Raw genomic sequence first — 19,137 nt, forward strand, 5'->3', positions numbered from 1 at the left:
CCGGGGAGCCGAATCCGTACGGGTGGCGGGCGGAGCGGACCAGGGGGCCGCGTCAACGTCCGCGCCCGAGCGATCAACTGCCCAGCAGCTGTCCAGTTCACTGGCCGGGGACCCCTGTAGCTCGTGACGAGCCTGGGGGGCGCACCTTCTGCAATCCATTCTGCGGGATCGCGGGAAGGCGCGCGGCCATGGGCAGCCGCGGGCGGCGCGCCTGTCACGCTACCCCCTTCGTGGCCCCCGGCCCACCTGCACGTCCGAATCCCGGTTCGGGTCGGACGGGGTTGGGGCACTATGACGGGGTGGCAACCGCAAGGTCGTCGGGGTCTTCGGACAGGTCCGGCCGCCTCCGCAGAGCGGGGCGGTCGGTCGGCCGCGCCCTGCATCTGCCCTTCACCGGCACGGCCCGTTCGATCAGAAAAGCCACCCACGCGCACGGCGCCGGTGAGTCGGGTCTCGGCAAACTGATCGAACTGCACGCGGTGAACGGCGCCGGCGACGTCATGATCACCGTGGCGCTCGCCTCGACCGTGTTCTTCTCCGTGCCGACCGACCAGGCGCGCGGCCGCGTCGCCCTGTACCTCGCGATCACCATGGCGCCGTTCACTCTCCTGGCGCCCGTGATCGGCCCGCTGCTCGACCGGATGCCGCACGGCCGCCGTGCCGCGATGGCCGGCGCGATGCTGGCCCGCGCCGTCCTCGCCCTCACCATGTCCGCCGCGGTCGCCACCGGCGGCCTGGAGCTCTACCCGGCGGCCCTCGGCGTACTGGTCGCGTCGAAGGCGTACGGAGTCGTCAGGAGCGCCGTGGTGCCGCGGCTGCTGCCACCCCGCTTCTCGCTGGTGAAGGCGAACTCGCGGGTCACCCTCGCCGGGCTGCTCGCGACGGGCGCCGCCGCCCCGATCGGCGCCGGGCTCTCCCGCATCGGGCCCGAGTGGCCGCTGTACGGGGCGTTCTGCGTCTTCGCGGGCGGTACGTTCCTGGCCTTCACGCTGCCGCACAAGGTCGACTCGGCCAAGGGCGAGCACAAGGCGCGGCTCTCCGACCGGGGCGGCCAGAAACCCAGCCTGCGCACGGTCGGCGTATCCGTCCAGAACGGTCTGTACGCCAATGCCGCGCTCCGCTCGCTCTCCGGGTTCCTGATCTTCTTCCTGGCGTTCCTGCTGCGCGAGCACCCGCTCGCCGGGCAGAGCGCGGCGGTCTCCCTCGGCATCGTCGGCGTATCGGCCGGGGTCGGCAACGCGCTGGGCACGGCGGTCGGCTCGCTGCTGCGGGCGCGCGGGCCCGAGGTGCTGATCGTGACGATGCTGGCGATCGCGCTGGGTGCCGCGGTGCTGTCCGCCGCGTTCTTCAGCGGCGTGATGGTGGCCGTGCTCGGCGCGACCGCCGGGTTCACCCAGGCACTGGCCAAGCTGTCCCTGGACGCGATGATCCAGCGAGACGTACCGGAGGAGGTCCGCACGTCCGCGTTCGCCCGCTCCGAGACGCTGCTCCAGATGGCCTGGGTCCTCGGCGGCGCCATCGGCATCGCGCTGCCGCTCAACGGCGTCCTGGGCATGTCGGTGGCCGCGTCCCTGCTCGCCCTGGGCGCGGCCGTCTCGGTACGCGCCCTGCTCGGCGCGGCCCGCCGCGGCACCCCGCTTCCACGCGTGGCGTGAACAGGGCCGGGATCCTCGCGCGGGCGGGGCGTCCGACACACCACTCCGCACCCCCGCGCGGCTTGGCTCGGGGCGACCGATAGCCTTCGGCCCATGACCGTTGCGTTCACTTCCGGTAGGACCCGCCGGGCCGGCGTCGCACTCGCCGCCGCCTCCGCCGGACTCCTCGTCCTCTCCGCCTGCGACAAGCCGACGCCTCTCGCGACCGTGACGGTCGGCACGAACTCCGTCAACACCGAGGCTTCCTGCCGCGGCGACGGCAAGCCGCTCGCCGAGGACAAGCTCACCAGCTGCCTGAGCGGCGTCAAGAACGCCAAGTCGATCGACTACGCGCCCGGCGCGACCCTGCGCCTCGGCGTCGACCCCAAGGTCGTCGAGAACGGCAGCAAGTGGATCGCGCTGCTCGACGGCAGCCCGATCACCGAGGCCTCCAGCCAGACGTACCGGAGCTTCCCCGGCGCCGACGTCTTCTCCACCGGCGGGCAGGGTGCCGCACCGAAGGAGAAGAAGGTCAGCATCGTGCAGGTCGACAAGGACAACAAGCCCGAGTCGGTCTGGAGCTTCACGCTCAAGCGCACCAACTCCTGACGGCCGGGCTCCGCCTGATGCGCGTACTGGTGGTGACCGCGGTGGCGGCGGAGGCGGACTCCGTCGCCGCCGGCCTCGCCCGCGCCGGCTACGCCCCGCCGGACACGGACCCCGGTCCCGTACACGCACCCGCTGCACACGCCTCGCCGGACCCCGTGCCCGGATCCGTGCGCCCCGGTGGTCCGCCGCCCGCCCGCTTCCGCGGCGGTGGCGGTCACGAGGTGGACGTGCTGCCCGCCGGGGTGGGCCCGGCGGCCGCCGCGGCCGGTACCGCGCTCGCGCTCGCCCGCACCCCGTACGACCTGGTCGTCTCCGCCGGAATCGGCGGCGGCTTCCCCTCGGTCGCCCCGCTCGGCTCCCTTGTCGTCGCCTCCGAGATCGTCGCGGCCGACCTGGGCGCCGGCTCCCCCGACGGCTTCATCCCCGTCACCGCACTCGGCTTCGGACGCGACACGCTGCACCCCCCGCGCCCGTTGAGCCGCGCGGTGGCACGGGCGCTCGGCGCTCTGGAGGGCCCGGTCCTCACCGTCACCACCGCCACCGGCACCGCCGACCGCGCGGCCGCGCTCCTGGCCCGCCACCCGTCCGCCGCCGCCGAGGCGATGGAGGGCTTCGGCGTCGCCGAGGCCGCCGCCCAGCTCGGCGTGCCGGCCATCGAAATCCGCGCGATCTCCAATTCCGTTGGCCCGCGCGACCGTTCGGCCTGGCGGATCGGCGACGCGCTCGCCGCGCTCACCGAGGCATTCGGGAAGTTCCCGCCCGTACTGGAGAGTTGGACCCCCCATGAGCCCCACTGAGCCGCTGAAGATCGCCTACTCTCCCTGCCCGAACGACACCTTCGTCTTCGACGCCTGGGCGCACGGCCGGGTGCCCGGCGCGCCCGCCCTGGACGTCACGTTCGCCGACATCGACATCACCAACGGCATGGCCGAGCGCGGCGAGTTCGACGTGCTCAAGCTGTCGTACGCGGTGCTGCCCTGGGTCCTCGACGAGTACGCGCTGCTGCCCTGCGGCGGGGCGCTCGGCCGGGGCTGCGGACCGCTGGTCCTCACCAAGGAGGCGGACGTCGACCTCACCGGCAAGACGGTCGCGGTGCCGAGCGAGAAGTCGACGGCGTACCTGCTGTTCCGCCTCTGGGCCGCGGACGTCGTGCCCGGCGGGGTCGGCGAGGTCGTCGTCATGCCGTTCCACGAGATCATGCCCGCGGTGCGCGACGGCAAGGTGGACGCCGGCCTCGTCATCCACGAGGCGCGGTTCACCTACCAGCGGTACGGGCTGCACTCGCTGGCCGACATGGGCGAGCACTGGGAGCAGACCACCGGGCTGCCGATCCCGCTCGGCGCGATCATCGCCAAGCGCTCCCTTGGCGCGGACACGCTGCGACTGCTCGCCGAGTCGGCCCGCGCCTCCGTGCGGCTCGCCTGGGACGACCCGGAGGCGTCCCGGCCGTACGTACGGGAGCACGCCCAGGAAATGGACCCGGCGGTGGCCGACCGGCACATCGGGCTCTACGTCAATGAGTTCACCGCCGACCTCGGCGAGGACGGCTACGCCGCGGTGCGCGGGCTCCTGACACGCGCCGCGGCCGAGGGGCTGGTCCCGCCCCTCGGCCGCGATGCGCTCAGTTTCGTATAACGGGGTTACCCAGCGCGTTACCCCGCAGGGTTGTGTAACGGGGTTACACGTCCAGTTGGTCGGCGACCGCCCGCAGCAGGCCGCCGATCTTCTTGCCCGCCGCCTTGTCGGGGTAGCGGCCCTTCTCCAGCATCGGCGTGATGTTTTCGAGGAGCGTCGTCAGGTCCTGCACGATGGAGGCCAGTTCATCGGGCTTGCGGCGCTGGGCCGCGGCCACCGAGGGGGCCGGGTCGAGGACCGTGACGGAGAGGGCCTGGTCACCGCGCTGGCCGGCGACGACGCCGAACTCGACGCGCTGTCCGGGCTTGAGTGCATCGACTCCAGCGGGGAGCACGGAGGAGTGGACGAAGACGTCGCCGCCGTCGTCCCGGGAGAGAAAGCCGAAGCCCTTCTCGCTGTTGAACCACTTGACCTTGCCGGTGGGCACGTCTGTCCTCGTCCTCGTACTCGTCGTTGTGTGCGGGGCGCCGAAAACGGCTCTGGATAGCACTGCAGCGGGTCGCCTTCCGACCCGCCGACACCAAGGCTAATGGTCCAGGCGCTGCTGACAAGACGTCCCGGGCTGTCCTTGCGTGCAGGGGAACTACCCTGGCGGGGTGAGTACCGAAACCCAGTCCACGGCCGACCACGACGCCCCGGGTCCCGGTGATCGGCTGGTTCGTGTCGGCGCCGTCGTCTTCTTCGTCGGCGCGCTCGCCACGCTGGTCACGGTGGCGCCGCTGTTCCTGCACACCGCGCCGTTCCCGTCGTTCGCCTACCTCGTCTGCATGCTGATGGGCGTCGGCTTCCTGATCGCGGGCGCGGGCGTGCTGCGCTCCGTCGCGGACCAGCGCCGCCGGGCACGCGGCTGAAGGAGCCGGACCTGTACGTAAGTGCGAGGCCCCGCTGTCAAGCCCGTTCGGCCACGTAACCCTTCAACCAGGCCGGAAATGACGTCAGATCGTCGAGGACGACGTCCGCGCCGGCCGCGCGCAGCTCGTCCGCGCCGATCGGCCCGGTCGGCACCGCGACCGACAGGGCGCCCGCGGTGCGCGCGCCGAGCACATCGCCGAGGTGGTCGCCGACGTACACCGCGGCGCCGTGCTCGCGCAGCGCGGTGGCCTTGTCCTCGGCCCAGAGCCCGCCGACGAGCTCGTCCGGGGTGATGGAGAGGTGGTCGAGGTGCAGCCTGGCCTGCGGGGCGTTCTTGGCGGTGACCACGAGGGCGCGCCCGCCGAGCTCCTGCACCGCGCGCACCGCGTCGGCCGCGCCGGGCAGCGCGGGCGTCGGCAGGATCGCTCGTGTGGGGTAGATCTCACGGTACTTGAGGACCATCTCGGCGATGAGTTCCTCGGGGAACCAGTGCCGCAGCTCCCATTCGAGCGGCGGCCCGAGCCGGCTGACGGCCTGGTCGGCGTCGATGTACGTCCCGGTCGTCGCGGAGAGTTCCTGGTAGACGGCGTGAATACCGGGCCGGGAGTCGATCAGGGTCATGTCGAGGTCGAAGCCGACCGTGGGTGCGTCTATCGCCATGAGGGCCATTGTGCCCAGATGGGCGGTGCGGCCGGGCCCTTAGACTGGCGCCCGTAGTTAGCCAAGCCTTACCAAATGCCGACCTGTGATGGGCCCTATGCCAGCCGCCGCACCCCGCCGGACCAGACGCCTGCTCGCGACGGCGGCGGCCGTCGCGGCGCTGCTGGTCGCCGTTCTGCTCTCGCTCGCCGTCGGCGCGCGCCAGATCCCGCCGTCGCAGGTCCTGGACGCGCTGTTCGGCGGCGCGCACACCCCCAACGCCGAGGTCGTACGCGAACTACGGGTGCCGCGCACGCTGATCGGGCTGATGGTCGGCGCCGCCCTCGCCGTCGCGGGCACGGTCCTCCAGGGCATCACCCGCAACCCGATCGCCGACCCCGGCATCCTCGGCATCAGCCAGGGCGCCTCGGTCGGGGTGGTCCTGGCGATCGCGTTCCTCGGCGTGCACACCCTGACGGGGTACGTGTGGTTCGCCTTCGCGGGCGCGGCCATCGCCTCCATCGTCGTGTACGCGATCGCGTCCAGCGGGCGCGGCGGGGCGACCCCGGTGAAGCTCGCGCTCAGCGGCGCCGCGATCAACGCGCTGCTGGTGTCGGTGACGATGGGCGTCCTGACCACCAGGGCCGCGGCCCTCGACGAGTTCCGCTTCTGGCAGGTCGGCTCGCTGGCCGGGCGGGACGCCCAAGTCGCCCACCAGATCTGGCCGTTCCTGCTGATCGGCGTGGTCCTGGTGGCGTGGGTGGCCCGCGGTCTCGACGCGCTCGCGCTCGGCGAGGACGTCGCCAAGGGCCTCGGCCAGAACGTCGCGACGGTACGCGTCCTGGGCGGCATCGGCGCGACCGTGCTGACCGGCGTCGGGGTGGCGGCGGCCGGGCCGATCGCCTTCATCGGCCTCGCGATCCCGCACATCGCCCGCGCGATCGTGGGCAGCGACCACCGCTGGGTGCTGCCGATGGCGGCGCTGGTGGGCCCGGTGATGCTGCTGGTCGCCGACACGATCGGCCGGGTCGTCTTCCCGCCGAGCGAGATCCCGGCGGGCGTGATGACCGCCCTCATCGGCGTCCCCTTCCTGGTCACCCTGGTCCGCAGGAAGGCGGTCCCGGCATGAGCACCCTCGATGCCGTCGACGGGGCCCGGATCCGCCCCGCCGGATACACCGTCGTACGGGCCGGCCGCGCGGCCTTCCTGCTGCACCGCAGGGCGACGGCGGTCGCCGCGTCCCTCCTGGCGCTGCTCGCCGCGCTCTGCGTCGCGTACCTCTGCGTCGGCGAGAGCTTCGTCGCGCCCGCCGATGTCCTCAAGGTCCTCACCGGGCAGGACTCGTACGCCGAACTCGTCGTCGGCACGCTGCGGCTGCCCCGCATGGTCGTCGCCCTGATGGTCGGCGCCGCGTTCGGCATCGCGGGCGCGCTCATCCAGACCGTCGCCCGCAACCCGCTCGCCAGCCCCGACATCATCGGCATCAGCCAGGGCGCCTCGGCGCTCACCGTCGGCGCGATGACGTCCGGCGTGACCTCCTACGCCGTGCTGCCCTACCTGTCCGTCGCCGGCGGGATCCTGGCGGCCGCCCTCGTGTACGTCTTCGCCTGGCGCGGCGGGCTGCACGCGACCCGCTTCGTCCTGATCGGCATCGGCTTCGCGATCGCGCTGCGGTCGGTGACCACGCTGTTCATGACCAAGGGCGACTACCTGGTCGCCCAGCAGGCGCAGATCTGGATGACGGGCTCGCTCAACGGGCGCGGCTGGGAGGAGGCCGCGCCGCTCGGCTGGGTGCTGCTCGCGCTGGTGCCCGCCGTGCTGTGGGCGGCCCGCGCCCAGCGCACGGTCTCCCTCGACGACGACACCGCGACCGCGCTCGGCGTACGCCTGGGCCGGGTGCGGCTCGGCCTGGTCGTCACCGGCGTGGTCCTCGCCTCCGTCGCCACGGGCGCGGCCGGACCGGTCGACTTCGTCGCGCTGCTCGCCCCGCAGATCGCCCGCCGGATGACCCGGACCGCTCAAATACCCTTGTTCTGCTCGGCGTTGGCCGGTGCGGTCATCGTGGTCCTGGCCGATCTACTGGCCCGCAGGCTGTTCTCGCCGACCGAGCTTCCGGTGGGCGTGCTCACCGCGGTGATCGGCGCCCCGTATCTGATCTGGCTGATCGTGCGCAGCCGTACGACTGGAGGAAAGCGATGACCAGCCGGCTCACGGCCCGCGAGCTGACGCTCGCCTACGAGGACCGCACGGTCGTGCACGGGCTCGACCTCGCCGTGCCGGACGGGCGGGTGACGGTCATCGTCGGCCCCAACGCCTGCGGGAAGTCCACGACGCTGCGGGCGCTCGGCCGCCTGCTGAAGCCGCGCGGCGGCGCGGTGCTGCTCGACGGTACGGAACTGGCGCGCATCCCCACCCGGAAGATCGCCCAGTCGATAGGCCTGCTGCCGCAGTCGCCCGTCGCGCCCGAGGCGATCACCGTCGCCGACCTGGTCTCGCGCGGGCGCCAGCCGCACCAGCACTGGTGGCAGCAGTGGTCGGACGCCGACGAGCGGGCGGTCACCGACGCGATGGAGCGCACGGACGTGGCGTCCCTCGCCGACCGCCCGGTCGACGAGCTGTCGGGCGGCCAGCGCCAGCGCGTGTGGATCGCGATGGCGCTCGCCCAGGAAACGGACGTACTCCTCCTGGACGAGCCGACGACGTACCTGGACATCGCCCACCAGGTCGAAGTCATGGACCTCGTACGGCAGTTGAACCACGAGCGGGGCCGTACGGTGGTCATGGTCCTGCACGACCTGAACCAGGCCGCGCGGTACGCCGACCACCTCGTGGCGATGAAGGCCGGGCGGACCGTCGCCGAGGGCCGCCCCGAGGACGTGGTGACGGCGGATCTCGTACGCGACGTGTTCGGCCTGGACTCGGTGGTGGTCCCGGACCCGGTGACGGGCTCGCCCCTGGTGGTGCCCGGCGCCCCCTACTCGCCCGCCCTGGAGAGGACGCCCCGATGACAATGCTGCCGATGCCGCCGATCTCCCGCCGCACCCTGGCGACGGCCGCGCTCGCCCTGACGAGCGCGCTGGCGCTGACCGCGTGCACGTCCGGCACGGCCAAGTCGGGCCCCCAGGGCGGCAGTTCGCACATCATGCACACCGCGATGGGGGACGTACGGGTCAAGGACCACCCGCAGCGGGTCGTCGTCCTCGACACCGCGGAACTCGATTCGGCGATCACGCTGGGCGTGCAGCCGGTGGGCTCGACGCACGCCGATGTCGCGTCCGGGTTCCTCGACTACCTGCCCAAGGACAAGCTCACCGGCATCAAGGACGTCGGCGAGATGATGAACCCCAGCCTGGAGTCCATCGCGGCGCTCAAGCCCGACCTGATCCTCACCAGCAAGGTCCGCCACGGCGACAAGTACGCCGAGTTGAAGAAGATCGCGCCGACGGTGATGACGGAGTCCACGGGCTACACGTGGAAGGAGAACTTCCTCGTCCACGCGGAGGCGCTGGGCAGGACGGCGGAGGTGCCGCGGGTCACCGAGGCGTACGCGGCGCACGCCCGCCGGGTGACCGCGGGCCTGGGCGGACCCGCGAAGGCGGCGGCGCTGAAGGTCAACGTCGTCCGCTTCGTGGAGGGCGCGGACATCCGCATCTACGGCCGGAAGAACTACATCGCGACGGTGCTGGCGGACGCGGGGCTCGGCCGGCCGCCCGTCGTGGACAAGGCGAAGGACGGCTTCTCGTACGAGGTGAGCCCCGAGCGGATCGACCTCGCGGACGCGGATGTCATCTTCCGCGCGACGTACGGCGACCCGGCGAAGTCGAAGCAGACCCAGACGCTGGGGAGCGCGCTGTGGAAGGGGCTGCCCGCGGTGCGCGCGGGGCGGGTCCACGCGGTGGACGACCAGCTCTGGATCCAGGGCATCGGCTACACGGCTGCGGACCGGATCCTGGGAGAGCTGAGCACGATGCTGCCGAGGTAGCGCGTTGTCCCGCCCTCACCGCCCACCCCGCTGTGACCGCCAAACCAAGAACCCCGCCGAACCCACCGCCGCCACCCTGATCAGCCACGGCCACATTCCGTTCAGCGCCGCCCCCATCTCGCCCTGCGCGATCGGGTCGCCCCAGCGTCCGTTCTGGCGGCCCCAGAGCCAGACCAGGCCGCCCAGCACGGTCAGCCCCGGCACGCCCAGTACCGCCCACTTCGCCTCCGTGCGGCTCAGCCGACGGGATGCGTACGCGAGGAGCCAGCCCGCACCCAGCGCCACCCACAGGCCGAACAGCGCGCCCGCCACGAGCAGTACCGCCGCGAGCAGGAGCAGGGGGTTCGTCAGGCCGGGCCCCGCGCCGGGCGGGCGGCGCAGACCCAGCAGTCTCCGCCGCGCCGGGGCGGCCTCGGCCTCCACGAACTCCTCCCCGGACTCCTCCTCGGCCTCCGCCGCCTCGGCCTCCGCCGCCTCGGCCTCTTCCCCCGGCGGCTTCAGCATTTCGGGGAGCTCGACCCCGCCCACGAACCCCGCGACGGAGTCCCCCGCATCCCCGAGCGGGCCTGGCCCGACGCGCCACCAGTCCGGTTCGACGCCCTGCGCGCCCAGTTCGTCCATGCCCGCCAGATGCGGCGGCGCCGGCACCACGGGCGGCGACACCTCGTCCGTCTTGCGCGGGCGCGGGACCCGCTTGGCCCGGCCGGGGAACAGCCGGTCGCGCTGGGTCGGCACGGCCGCGTCCGGCTCGGGCGGCGCCGCTGACGACCCGCCGGAGCCCGCGCTCCAACCGGAATCCGACCCCGACGCCGCCGTCGCCACGACCTCCTCCGGCGTCCCGAACCGCCCGAGAATCCGCCGCACCGTCGCCGGCGTCTCATTCGCGTACTTCGCCCGCTGCCGGTCGATGTCGTTGCGCAGCGCCGACACCAGCCGCATCCGGTCCCCGGACGGCAGCTGGCGCTGCTGGGCCAGGTCGCCCACCCGGCTCAGGTAGTCGTAGACCAGCTGGTCGCTCTCGATCCCCACGCGTGTTTCCCCTCCGCGAGCCCCGCCCGCCCCCAAGCTCGCCGTCCGGTCGCGTTTCGGACACCGGCTCTGGGTCCTGACGGTAGCGCGCAGCGGCTACCGTGGGGCGGATGGGGACCGGCCAGCGCAATCAGGAGGCGCACGTGCCCGACGGAACGACCGGCGCGACGAGCAGGGCTGCCTCGGCACCCCGCACCCTCGCCGAGGCCCTGCGCGCCCGCCCCGACGACTCCCTGGCCGCACTGCTGCGGATCCGCCCCGATCTGCTCAGCCCCGTCCCCGGCGACCTCACCCAGCTCGCCACCCGCGCCGCTACCAGGGCCTCCGTCGTACGCGCCCTGGAGCGGCTCGATACGTTCGCACTCCAGACGGCCCAGGCGCTCGCCGTCGCGCCCGACCCCGCCCCGTACGACACCGTGCGAAGCCTGCTCGCCGGGGACGACGGCGATCCGGCCGTCGAGGACGCGCTGCCCGGTGCCGTCGCGGCGCTGCGCGAACAGGCGCTGGTGTGGGGCGGCGACGACCGGCTGCGGCTCGTCCGCACCGCCCGCGAACTGCTCGCCCCCTCCCCCACCCATCCCTCCGCCACCGGCCTCGGCCCGACCGTCACCGAGGCGACCGCGGGGATGTCGCCGGGCCGCGTCCAGGAGATCCTCCGGGCGGCCGGGCTCCCCGCCACCCACGATCCGGTCTCCGCAGTCGCAGCGCTGACCTCGCTGTTCACCGACCGCGTACGGATGGCCGCGCTGCTCGACTCGGCCCCCTCCGACGCGCTGACGGTCCTGGACCGCCTGGTGTGGGGGCCGCCATACGGCGAGGTGTCCGCCGATCCGCCGCCCCCGGTGCGCTGGCTGCGCGACCACGGCCTGCTGCTCCCGGCCTCCCCGCGCACCCTGGTGCTGCCGCGCGAGGTCGCCCTGCATCTGCGCGCCGGGCGCGCGCACCGGGCGCCCGAGCCGGTGCCGCCCGCCGTCGCGCCACTGCGCGAATACCGTCCACAGGTTGTGGACGCGACCGCCGCGGGCCAGGCGTTCACCGCGCTGAGCACCGTCGAGGACCTGCTCGCCGAGTGGAACGAGGGCGGCCCTGCCGTACTGCGGGCCGGCGGTCTTTCCGTCCGCGACCTCAAGCGCGCCGCGACCGCCCTGGACACCACCGAGCCGATCGCCGCGTTCTGGCTCGAACTCGCTTACGCGGCAGGCCTGTTGGCGTCCGACGGCGAGGCGGACGAACGCTATGCGCCGACCCCCGAGTACGACGAATGGCTGGAGCTGCCGCCCGCCGAGCGGTGGGGCCGGCTCGCCGTGGCCTGGCTCGCCGCGACCCGCACCTCCGGGCTCGTCGGCGACCAGGACACCAAGGGCCGTACGCTCTCCGCGCTCGGCCCCGAACTCGACCGCTCCCCCGCGCCCGAGGTCCGCCACCGCGTCCTCGCCCTGCTCGCCACCCTGCCCGAGGCCACCGCCCCGGACCCCGGATCGCTGCTCGCCCGGCTGCGCTGGGAGCGTCCGGCCCGCAGCGGACCGGACGACCTGCGCTCGCGCCTCGCCCAATGGGCGCTGTCCGAGGCCGAGTTGCTGGGGGTGACCGGCCGGGGCGCGCTGACCACGCACGGCCGCGCGCTCCTCACCCCGGCCTCCGGCGCCCTCGAACTCGACGCCCTCGGCCACCTCGCGGCCCGCGCGCTCGATCCGCACCTTCCCGAGCCCGTCGACCACGTCCTGCTCCAGGCCGATCTGACGGCGGTCGCGCCCGGCCCGCTGCGGCGGCCGCTCGCCGCGATGCTCGGCGTGCTCGCCGACATCGAGTCCAAGGGCGGCGCCACCGTCTACCGCTTCACCCCGGGCTCGGTGCGCCGCGCCCTCGACGCCGGCCAGACCGCCACCGACCTCCAGGCCTTCCTGACCGAGCACAGCCGTACGCCGGTGCCGCAGCCACTCAGCTACTTGATCGACGACGTGGCCCGCCGACACGGCCACCTGCGGGTGGGGGTGGCCTCGGCCTATGTGCGCTGCGACGACGAATCGATGCTGGGCGAGATCCTCGCCGACAAGCGCAGCCAGCCGCTGCGGCTGCGCCGGCTCGCCCCGACGGTCCTGGCCACCACCGCCGAACCGGCCGTCCTGCTCGACGGGTTGCGTTCGATGGGGTACGCCCCGGCCGCCGAGTCCGCCGAGGGCGATGTCCTGATCACCCGCGCCGACGCCCGCCGCACCCCGCGCCGCACCCCGCCCGTGCCGGTCCCGGACGGCCCGCCGCTGCCCGACGAGACGCTGCTCGGCGCGGCCGTGCGCGCGATCCGCGCGGGCGACACGGCGGCCACGGTCGTACGCAAGGAACCGGAGGCGGCCCGCACCGACGGCTCGCTGCCGCGCACCTCGCCCGCCGAGACCCTCGCCACCGTGCAGGCCGCCGCCATGACCGGCTCGGCCGTCTGGATCGGCTACGTGAACGCGGAGGGCACCGCCAGCCAGCGCGTCATCGCCCCGGTACGGGTGGAGGGCGGCTTCGTCACCGCGTACGACCACACGGCGGACGAAGTCCGCACCTACCCCCTGCACCGCATCACAGGCGTCGCGGAACTGGCCGACGACCCGGCCTGACACACCGTCAATTCCAATGCGCCGGTGCCACGTAAGCTCCACGAGCGCGGTCGGCAGAGCGCCGCCCAGGGGCGCGGGGAACTGCGCGAGCAACCGGGCACGGTCCGCAGACCGAAGCGGGCCCAGGGCGCGGGGAACTGCGCGACCAGGCACAGACGACCCGCACCTGAACCCCAACCGGCGGGCGCCGCCTAGTCGATGTCGACCGGGCCGCCCCCCTTGCCCTCCGGGCCACCTCGCTCCGCCTTGCCGGACAGCAGCCCCGGCAGGGAGAGTTGAGCCCCGCTCTTGGAGTCCGGGCCCTGGGCCCCCGAACCGCTCAGGTTCTGCCGCACCGAGTCGAGGATCGTCAGGCCCTGCCCGACCAGGCCGGCCGCGATCTCGCCCAGCCCGTCCGCGCCGTTGAGCACATTGACGTTCGCCCCCGCGAGGCCCCCAGCCGCCTCCTTCACGATCTGCGGCAGCTGGTCGATCAGCATCCGGTCCAGCGCCACCCGGTCGTACGACGCGGCGGCCTCGGCCTGGATCTTCATCCGCTCCGCCTCGGCGATCGCGAGCACCTTGATGCGCTCGGCCTCGGCCTGGGCGGGCTTGACGATCTCGGCGACCAGCTGCTGCTGGCGCAGTTCGGCGGCGCGCTGGGCGAGTTCGGTCTGCGCGGCGAGCACCTCCTGCTGGGCGTGCGCCTGCGCGAGCGGACCGGCCTGGGCGGCCTGCGCCTGGGCGCGGTCGACCTCGGCGGAGTACTCGGCCTTCACGACCGCGGTCTGCCGCGCGTACTCGGCCTGGTTGCGCGCGGCCACCTGCTCCGCCTCCACCGAGGCCTGGGTGGCCTGCGCCTGGGCGATCTGGGCCTGGCGCTGGATGGCGGCCTTGTGCGGCGCCGACATGGCGTCGATGTAGCCGACGTCGCCGTCGTCGATCGACTGGATCTGGAGCGAGTCCACGATCAGACCGATCTTCGCCATCTCGGTCTTCGAGGTCTCCAGGACCTCCGCCGCGAGCTTCTGCCGCTCGGTGACGATCTCCTCGACGGTCATCGAGCCGATGATGGACCGCAGGTGACCGGCGAAGATCCGGCCGGTGAGGACCGACATCTGGTCCTGGTCGGACAGGAAGCGCTGGCCCGCGTTGACGATGCTCTCGTTGTCGTTGCCGACCTTGAACGCGATCACCGCGCGCACGTGCAGCGCGATGCCCTGCCGGGTCACACAGGTCTCGGTGACCTCGGCCTCGCACATCGACAGGGTGAGGAAGCGGGTCTTGCGGAAAATCGGCAGGACGAACTTGCCGTGGCCGGTCACTACGCGGAACGGGGCGCCCCCGAGGCCGCGCCTGCCACCCGAGATCAGCATTGCCTCGTCGGGGGCCGGAACCCGGTAACCGAACATCCTTTGTCTCCTTAGCCGGCGTCGGCGGCGCCGCCGCCCAACGCGTCCAACGGATCGGCCCACTCGATGACGTCCACCTGGCGGGTGCCACGCGATCCGATCACGAGCACGGTCGTCCCTTTCGGGAGGGGTTCCTCCGACCAGGCGAGGAAGGCCTCGGAGCCGCCCCTGACACTCACCAGGATCTCGCCGGGACCGGCGGCTCCGCGAGTGGCGACCAGCAGCACTCCGGGACAGCCGATGACCGCATCGTCCTGTTCCACCGCCTGGCGCCCCCCATCGTTCTGGTTCTGGATTCCAGACCTTAGACCTGTGTGGATCAGGGGCCTATCCTCGGGCCACCCCGTGTTGGACCGGAACCCGCGATCCCGGCCCTGACCTGGGGTTCCGCCCCTGTGTGGGCCCGCCGCACCTCCGGATGCGGCAGACTGGAAGTTTGCCCGCCCACACCAGGGTGGCCATCCGTCGGAAGGGACACGCCCCAGGTGAACGGACCACTCATCGTCCAGAGCGACAAAACCCTGCTCCTGGAGGTCGACCACGAGCAGGCCGACGCCTGCCGTCGCGCCATCGCGCCCTTCGCCGAGCTGGAGCGGGCGCCCGAGCACATCCACACCTACCGGGTGACGCCGCTGGGCCTGTGGAACGCGCGGGCCGCCGGGCACGACGCCGAGCAGGTCGTCGACGCGCTGGTCGAGTTCTCGCGCTACCCGGTCCCGCACGCCCTGCTCGTGGACGTCGCCGAGACGATGGCCCGCTACGGCCGCCTCACCCTCTCCAAGCACCCCGTGCACGGCCTGGTGCTGACCTCCACCGACCGGCCCGTGCTCGAAGAGATCCTGCGGTCGAAGAAGATCACCCCGCTGGTCGGGGCCCGCATCGACCCCGACACGGTCGCCGTGCACCCCTCCGAGCGCGGCCAGATCAAGCAGACCCTGCTGAAGCTGGGCTGGCCGGCCGAGGACCTCGCCGGGTACGTCGACGGCGAGGCGCACCCCATCGAGCTCGCGGAGGACGGCTGGGCGCTGCGCCCGTACCAGAGGCAGGCCGTCGAGGGCTTCTGGCACGGCGGCAGCGGTGTGGTCGTGCTGCCCTGCGGCGCCGGGAAAACGCTGGTGGGGGCCGGGGCGATGGCCGAGGCGAAGGCGACCACGCTGATCCTGGTCACCAACACCGTCTCGGCCCGCCAGTGGAAGCACGAGCTGGTGAAGCGGACCTCGCTGACCGAGGACGAGATCGGCGAGTACAGCGGTACGCGCAAGGAGATCCGGCCCGTCACCATCGCGACCTACCAGGTCCTCACCACCCGCCGCAAGGGCGTCTACCCGCACCTGGAGCTGTTCGACTCCCGCGACTGGGGGCTGATCGTCTACGACGAGGTGCATCTGCTGCCCGCGCCCGTCTTCAAGTTCACCGCCGACCTCCAGGCCCGCCGCCGTCTCGGCCTGACCGCGACGCTGGTGCGTGAGGACGGCCGCGAGTCGGACGTGTTCTCGCTGATCGGGCCGAAGCGGTTCGACGCCCCGTGGAAGGAGATCGAGGCGCAGGGCTACATCGCGCCCGCCGACTGCGTGGAGGTGCGCGTCAACCTGACCGACTCGGAGCGGCTCGCGTACGCGACCGCCGAGACGGAGGAGAAGTACCGCTTCTGTGCGACGACCGCGACGAAGCGGAAGGTCACGGAGGCGCTGGTACGGAGGTTCGCGGGCCAGCAGATCCTGGTCATCGGCCAGTACATCGACCAACTGGACGAGCTGGGCGAGCACTTGAACGCGCCGGTCATCAAGGGCGAGACCTCCAACGCCCAGCGCGAGAAGCTGTTCGGCGCGTTCCGGGAGGGCGAGATCAGCGTGCTCGTGGTCTCCAAGGTCGCGAACTTCTCGATCGACCTGCCGGAGGCGACGGTCGCCATCCAGGTGTCGGGCACGTTCGGCTCCCGCCAGGAGGAGGCCCAGCGCCTGGGCCGCGTCCTGCGCCCGAAGGCGGACGGCCACCAGGCCCACTTCTACTCGGTGGTGGCCCGCGACACCATCGACCAGGACTTCGCTGCCCACCGCCAGCGCTTCCTGGCCGAGCAGGGCTACGCCTACCGGATCATGGACGCGGACGAACTCCTGGCGGGGGGCTGAGCGAGGACCGACCACGCCGCCCACCCCACCACCGCAAGCCCCACCAGTGCGTAGGGGGACGCCAACGGCTGTTGCCAGAGGGGCAGTTGGAGGACGAGGCCGCCTTCGTGGGGGACGAGCCACAGGGTGCGGGCGGTGAAGACGGCGGCGAGTGCGGCGGCCGTACGCGGATGTCCCTCGGCCATCAGCAGGGCGAGCAGCGGGACGCACCACACCCAGTGGTGCGACCAGCTGATGGGGGAGATCAGCAGGGCGGTGAAGGCGGTCACCAGCAGGGCCCGGCGCTCGTCGGCCCGGCCCGCGGTCCGCAGTCCGGCGGCGCCGACCGCGACCGCGCACACCGCCCACACCGCGCCGGGCCCGGCGGTGTGCAGCAGCCGCGCGGCGAACCCTTGCAGGGACTGGTTGTCGACGATCCACGCCTTGCCGACCCGCCCGGTCTCGAAGAGCCGCCGGGTCCAGAACTCGACGCTGGCGTAAGGGAGCACGAGCACCCCGAGCAGTACGGTCGCCCCGAATCCGGCCAGGGCGGTGGCGGCCTCCCTGTGGCGCCCCCGCACCAGCAGGTGCAGCACGAAGAACAGCGGTGTGACCTTGATTCCGGCGGCGATCCCGACCGCGAGCCCCTTGCCGACGGCGCCCGCCGGCCGGGACAGGTCCCAGAGCACGAGGCAGCCGAGCGCGAGGTTGATCTGCCCGAAGAGCAGGGTCTGGAAGACGGGTTCGAGCCACAGCCCGGCGGCGGTCGCGGCCAGGACGTACGCAAGAGGCGGCTTCATTCCGGCGAAGCGGCAGGAGAGCCGGACCCAGAGCGCGAGCAGCGCGGCGTTGCCGACGAGGAAGGCCGCCTTGAGCACCGGCAGCGGCAGCCAGGCGGCCGGCACGAACAGCAGGGCGGCGAACGGCGGGTAGGTGGCGGGCAGATGCCACTCGGTGACGGTGAACCCGTAGAGATCGGTGCCGTTGACGACGGCTGCGCCCTCCGCCCGGTAGACCAGGGCGTCCGCCATGGGGATCCGCAGGGCGAGGCAGAGCGTGGCGAGCGCGGCGAGCGAGAGCGCGAGAAGGGCGCCCGACGCGGCGGTGACGGCAGTGGTGATGGCGTTCGGTGCGCGTTCGGTCACACGAAGTGACCCTAGTGGTGAGGGGGTTAGTGCTTGCGGTGAACTCCCGCCTCCTCCCCGTACTCCCCGAGGACGACGACGCTGAACGCGGCACCGGCCAGGACCTTGGCGGCCCTGACCGCATTGCCGATCTTGTGGGTACGGTGGGACGCGGCGCCCGAGGCAGTGGCGCCCCTGGGGGTGCCGGGCCGGGCGGAGGGGGCTGGGGTGAAGGTCGCGGTACTCATGTATCCATGATGGATTCCGGACGACCCAGGTACATCGCTCCCCGGGTTGAACCGTCCGGCCCCCCGCCTACTCCTTTGGTCCGACCCCATCCCCTACGGGTATGAGCCCGCGTCTCCACGGAGGAATGACGAGCATGGACGAACAGGCCCCCGACCTCGACCGCGCCCAGGACCACGAACGGCTCGCCGAGCGCTTCGAGGAGCACCGCGGCCACCTGCGTGCGGTGGCGTACCGGATGCTCGGTTCGCTCAGCGAGGCCGAGGACGCAGTCCAGGAGGGCTGGCTGCGGGCCAGCCTCGCGGACAGCAGCGCGGTCGAGAACATCGGCGGCTGGCTGACCACGATCGTCGGGCGGGTCTGCCTGAACATGCTGCGCTCGCGCAGCGCCCGGCACGAGGCGGCGCTCGATGTCGGGGAGTACGAGTACGTCCACGTGCCGGATCCGGTCCTCGGCCGGGTGGACGTGGTCGACCCCGAGCAGGAGGCGCTGCTGACCGACTCGGTGGGTCTCGCGCTCCTGGTGGTCCTGGACACCCTGGCGCCCGCCGAGCGCCTCGCCTTCGTCCTGCACGACATGTTCGCGGTGCCCTTCGAGGACATCGCGCCGATCGTCGACAAGACCGCGGCCGCGACCCGCCAGCTGGCCAGCCGGGCGCGGCGGCGGGTGCAGGGGCAGGGGCCGTCGCCCTCGACCGACCGCGGCCGCCAGCGCGAGGTGGTCGAGGCCTTCATCTCCGCTTCGCGGGGCGGCGACTTCGAGGCGCTGCTCGCGCTGCTCGACCCGGACGTGCTGCTGCGAGCGGACGCGGGGCTGCTGCCGGCGACGAAGCTGGTGCGGGGTGCGCGGGCGGTGGCCGGACAGGCCTACGCCTTCCGCAGGTTCGCGTCCCTCTCGCGGACGGTCCTGGTCAATGGCGTGCCGGGGATCATCGCGGTGGTGGAGGGCCGGGTGTACTCGGTCATGGCGTTCACCCTGGGCGAGGACGGAAGGATCACCGAACTGAACATCCTGGCGGACCCGGAGCGCATGGGAACGCTGGACGTCTCGTTCCTGACGTCCTGATCAGCCACAGATCAAGCCCCTCCGGCGATTGAGGAGCGGGGGTCCGGGGGCAGAGCCCCCGGTTCGGGAAGGGGCGGGGCGGGGAAGAAAAATCATTCGCCCCCCCCCCCCCCCCCCCACCCCCCAACCCCCCCGCCCCCACCCCCCCCCCCCCCCCCAAACATAAAACCCCCCCCACCCCCGCCAAACCCCCACCCGGTCGATACGCGCCATCCCCCC

At 72.8% G+C, this 19,137-nt stretch carries 19 protein-coding genes; 12 read left to right on the top strand and 7 right to left on the bottom strand.

What is annotated here, in order from left to right:
- Positions 1-281: 281 nt before the first annotated feature.
- The 4 genes from ACIQ8J_RS25755 (at position 282) to ACIQ8J_RS25770 (ending at position 3,878) form a co-directional block, all read left to right on the top strand.
- Complete coding sequence (locus ACIQ8J_RS25755; RefSeq protein ID WP_403274100.1) at positions 282-1,655, top strand: MFS transporter; 1,374 nt, start codon at positions 282-284, stop codon at positions 1,653-1,655.
- Positions 1,656-1,748: 93 nt separating this feature from the next.
- On the top strand, positions 1,749-2,243 hold the full coding sequence (locus ACIQ8J_RS25760) for a DUF2771 domain-containing protein (RefSeq protein ID WP_403274099.1): 495 nt from the start codon (positions 1,749-1,751) through the stop codon (positions 2,241-2,243).
- Between the two features lie 17 nt (positions 2,244-2,260).
- Positions 2,261-3,040: a futalosine hydrolase gene (locus ACIQ8J_RS25765; RefSeq protein ID WP_403274098.1), complete on the top strand. Its 780-nt coding sequence runs from the start codon at positions 2,261-2,263 to the stop codon at positions 3,038-3,040.
- Entirely contained in the window at positions 3,027-3,878 is an 852-nt protein-coding gene (locus ACIQ8J_RS25770; protein WP_403274096.1) for a 1,4-dihydroxy-6-naphthoate synthase, read from the top strand. The genes ACIQ8J_RS25765 and ACIQ8J_RS25770 overlap by 14 nt, the downstream gene beginning before the upstream one ends.
- 43 nt (positions 3,879-3,921) lie before the next feature.
- Here ACIQ8J_RS25770 and ACIQ8J_RS25775 read toward each other — a convergent pair whose 3' ends face one another.
- Positions 3,922-4,305 carry a cold-shock protein gene (locus ACIQ8J_RS25775; RefSeq protein WP_189965218.1) on the bottom strand — a complete coding sequence of 128 codons (384 nt, stop codon included), beginning with the start codon at positions 4,303-4,305 and terminating at the stop codon, positions 3,922-3,924.
- Positions 4,306-4,474: 169 nt separating this feature from the next.
- Here ACIQ8J_RS25775 and ACIQ8J_RS25780 point away from each other — a divergent pair, with 169 nt between their 5' ends.
- Positions 4,475-4,729 (top strand): hypothetical protein, encoded by a 255-nt coding sequence (locus tag ACIQ8J_RS25780; RefSeq protein ID WP_403274095.1) that lies wholly within the window; start codon positions 4,475-4,477, stop codon positions 4,727-4,729.
- A 37-nt stretch (positions 4,730-4,766) separates the two neighbouring features.
- Here ACIQ8J_RS25780 and ACIQ8J_RS25785 read toward each other — a convergent pair whose 3' ends face one another.
- Positions 4,767-5,390, bottom strand: coding sequence for an HAD family hydrolase (locus ACIQ8J_RS25785; RefSeq protein WP_403274094.1), 624 nt, complete (start codon positions 5,388-5,390; stop codon positions 4,767-4,769).
- A 97-nt stretch (positions 5,391-5,487) separates the two neighbouring features.
- On the opposite strand from ACIQ8J_RS25785, the gene ACIQ8J_RS25790 reads away from it, so the two are divergent.
- From ACIQ8J_RS25790 to ACIQ8J_RS25805, 4 genes are read left to right on the top strand one after another with little or no spacing between them, the layout of a single operon-like run.
- Positions 5,488-6,498 carry a FecCD family ABC transporter permease gene (locus ACIQ8J_RS25790; protein WP_403274093.1) on the top strand — a complete coding sequence of 337 codons (1,011 nt, stop codon included), beginning with the start codon at positions 5,488-5,490 and terminating at the stop codon, positions 6,496-6,498.
- On the top strand, positions 6,495-7,568 hold the full coding sequence (locus tag ACIQ8J_RS25795) for a FecCD family ABC transporter permease (protein ID WP_403274092.1): 1,074 nt from the start codon (positions 6,495-6,497) through the stop codon (positions 7,566-7,568). Before ACIQ8J_RS25790 ends, ACIQ8J_RS25795 begins: the two co-directional genes overlap by 4 nt.
- Complete coding sequence (locus ACIQ8J_RS25800; RefSeq protein WP_403274091.1) at positions 7,565-8,377, top strand: ABC transporter ATP-binding protein; 813 nt, start codon at positions 7,565-7,567, stop codon at positions 8,375-8,377. Before ACIQ8J_RS25795 ends, ACIQ8J_RS25800 begins: the two co-directional genes overlap by 4 nt.
- Positions 8,374-9,351: an ABC transporter substrate-binding protein gene (locus tag ACIQ8J_RS25805; protein ID WP_403274090.1), complete on the top strand. Its 978-nt coding sequence runs from the start codon at positions 8,374-8,376 to the stop codon at positions 9,349-9,351. Before ACIQ8J_RS25800 ends, ACIQ8J_RS25805 begins: the two co-directional genes overlap by 4 nt.
- 15 nt (positions 9,352-9,366) lie before the next feature.
- On the opposite strand, the gene ACIQ8J_RS25810 is transcribed toward ACIQ8J_RS25805, so the two are convergent.
- Positions 9,367-10,380 (bottom strand): hypothetical protein, encoded by a 1,014-nt coding sequence (locus ACIQ8J_RS25810; protein ID WP_403274089.1) that lies wholly within the window; start codon positions 10,378-10,380, stop codon positions 9,367-9,369.
- A 110-nt stretch (positions 10,381-10,490) separates the two neighbouring features.
- On the opposite strand from ACIQ8J_RS25810, the gene ACIQ8J_RS25815 reads away from it, so the two are divergent.
- On the top strand, positions 10,491-12,983 hold the full coding sequence (locus tag ACIQ8J_RS25815) for a helicase-associated domain-containing protein (RefSeq protein WP_403274088.1): 2,493 nt from the start codon (positions 10,491-10,493) through the stop codon (positions 12,981-12,983).
- A gap of 191 nt (positions 12,984-13,174) precedes the next feature.
- On the opposite strand, the gene ACIQ8J_RS25820 is transcribed toward ACIQ8J_RS25815, so the two are convergent.
- Both ACIQ8J_RS25820 and ACIQ8J_RS25825 read right to left on the bottom strand, forming a co-directional pair.
- Positions 13,175-14,374, bottom strand: a complete 1,200-nt coding sequence (locus tag ACIQ8J_RS25820) for an SPFH domain-containing protein (RefSeq protein WP_403274087.1) — start codon at positions 14,372-14,374, stop codon at positions 13,175-13,177.
- An 11-nt stretch (positions 14,375-14,385) separates the two neighbouring features.
- A complete protein-coding gene (locus ACIQ8J_RS25825; protein WP_403274086.1) occupies positions 14,386-14,637 on the bottom strand; it encodes a hypothetical protein in 252 nt (83 codons plus the stop codon).
- Between the two features lie 222 nt (positions 14,638-14,859).
- Between ACIQ8J_RS25825 and ACIQ8J_RS25830 the strand changes: the two genes are divergently transcribed.
- Positions 14,860-16,503 (top strand): DNA repair helicase XPB, encoded by a 1,644-nt coding sequence (locus ACIQ8J_RS25830; protein WP_403274085.1) that lies wholly within the window; start codon positions 14,860-14,862, stop codon positions 16,501-16,503.
- On the opposite strand, the gene ACIQ8J_RS25835 is transcribed toward ACIQ8J_RS25830, so the two are convergent.
- Both ACIQ8J_RS25835 and ACIQ8J_RS25840 read right to left on the bottom strand, forming a co-directional pair.
- Positions 16,461-17,627: a glycosyltransferase 87 family protein gene (locus ACIQ8J_RS25835; protein ID WP_403274083.1), complete on the bottom strand. Its 1,167-nt coding sequence runs from the start codon at positions 17,625-17,627 to the stop codon at positions 16,461-16,463. The two genes, ACIQ8J_RS25830 and ACIQ8J_RS25835, sit on opposite strands and share 43 nt — an antisense overlap.
- Positions 17,628-17,653: 26 nt before the next feature.
- Positions 17,654-17,854 (bottom strand): hypothetical protein, encoded by a 201-nt coding sequence (locus ACIQ8J_RS25840; RefSeq protein WP_403274081.1) that lies wholly within the window; start codon positions 17,852-17,854, stop codon positions 17,654-17,656.
- Between the two features lie 134 nt (positions 17,855-17,988).
- Between ACIQ8J_RS25840 and ACIQ8J_RS25845 the strand changes: the two genes are divergently transcribed.
- Complete coding sequence (locus ACIQ8J_RS25845; RefSeq protein ID WP_403274079.1) at positions 17,989-18,918, top strand: sigma-70 family RNA polymerase sigma factor; 930 nt, start codon at positions 17,989-17,991, stop codon at positions 18,916-18,918.
- The last annotated feature ends 219 nt before the right edge of the window (positions 18,919-19,137 follow it).

The sequence above is a fragment of the Streptomyces sp. NPDC094147 genome (assembly GCF_044764265.1).
Taxonomy (GTDB): domain Bacteria; phylum Actinomycetota; class Actinomycetes; order Streptomycetales; family Streptomycetaceae; genus Streptomyces.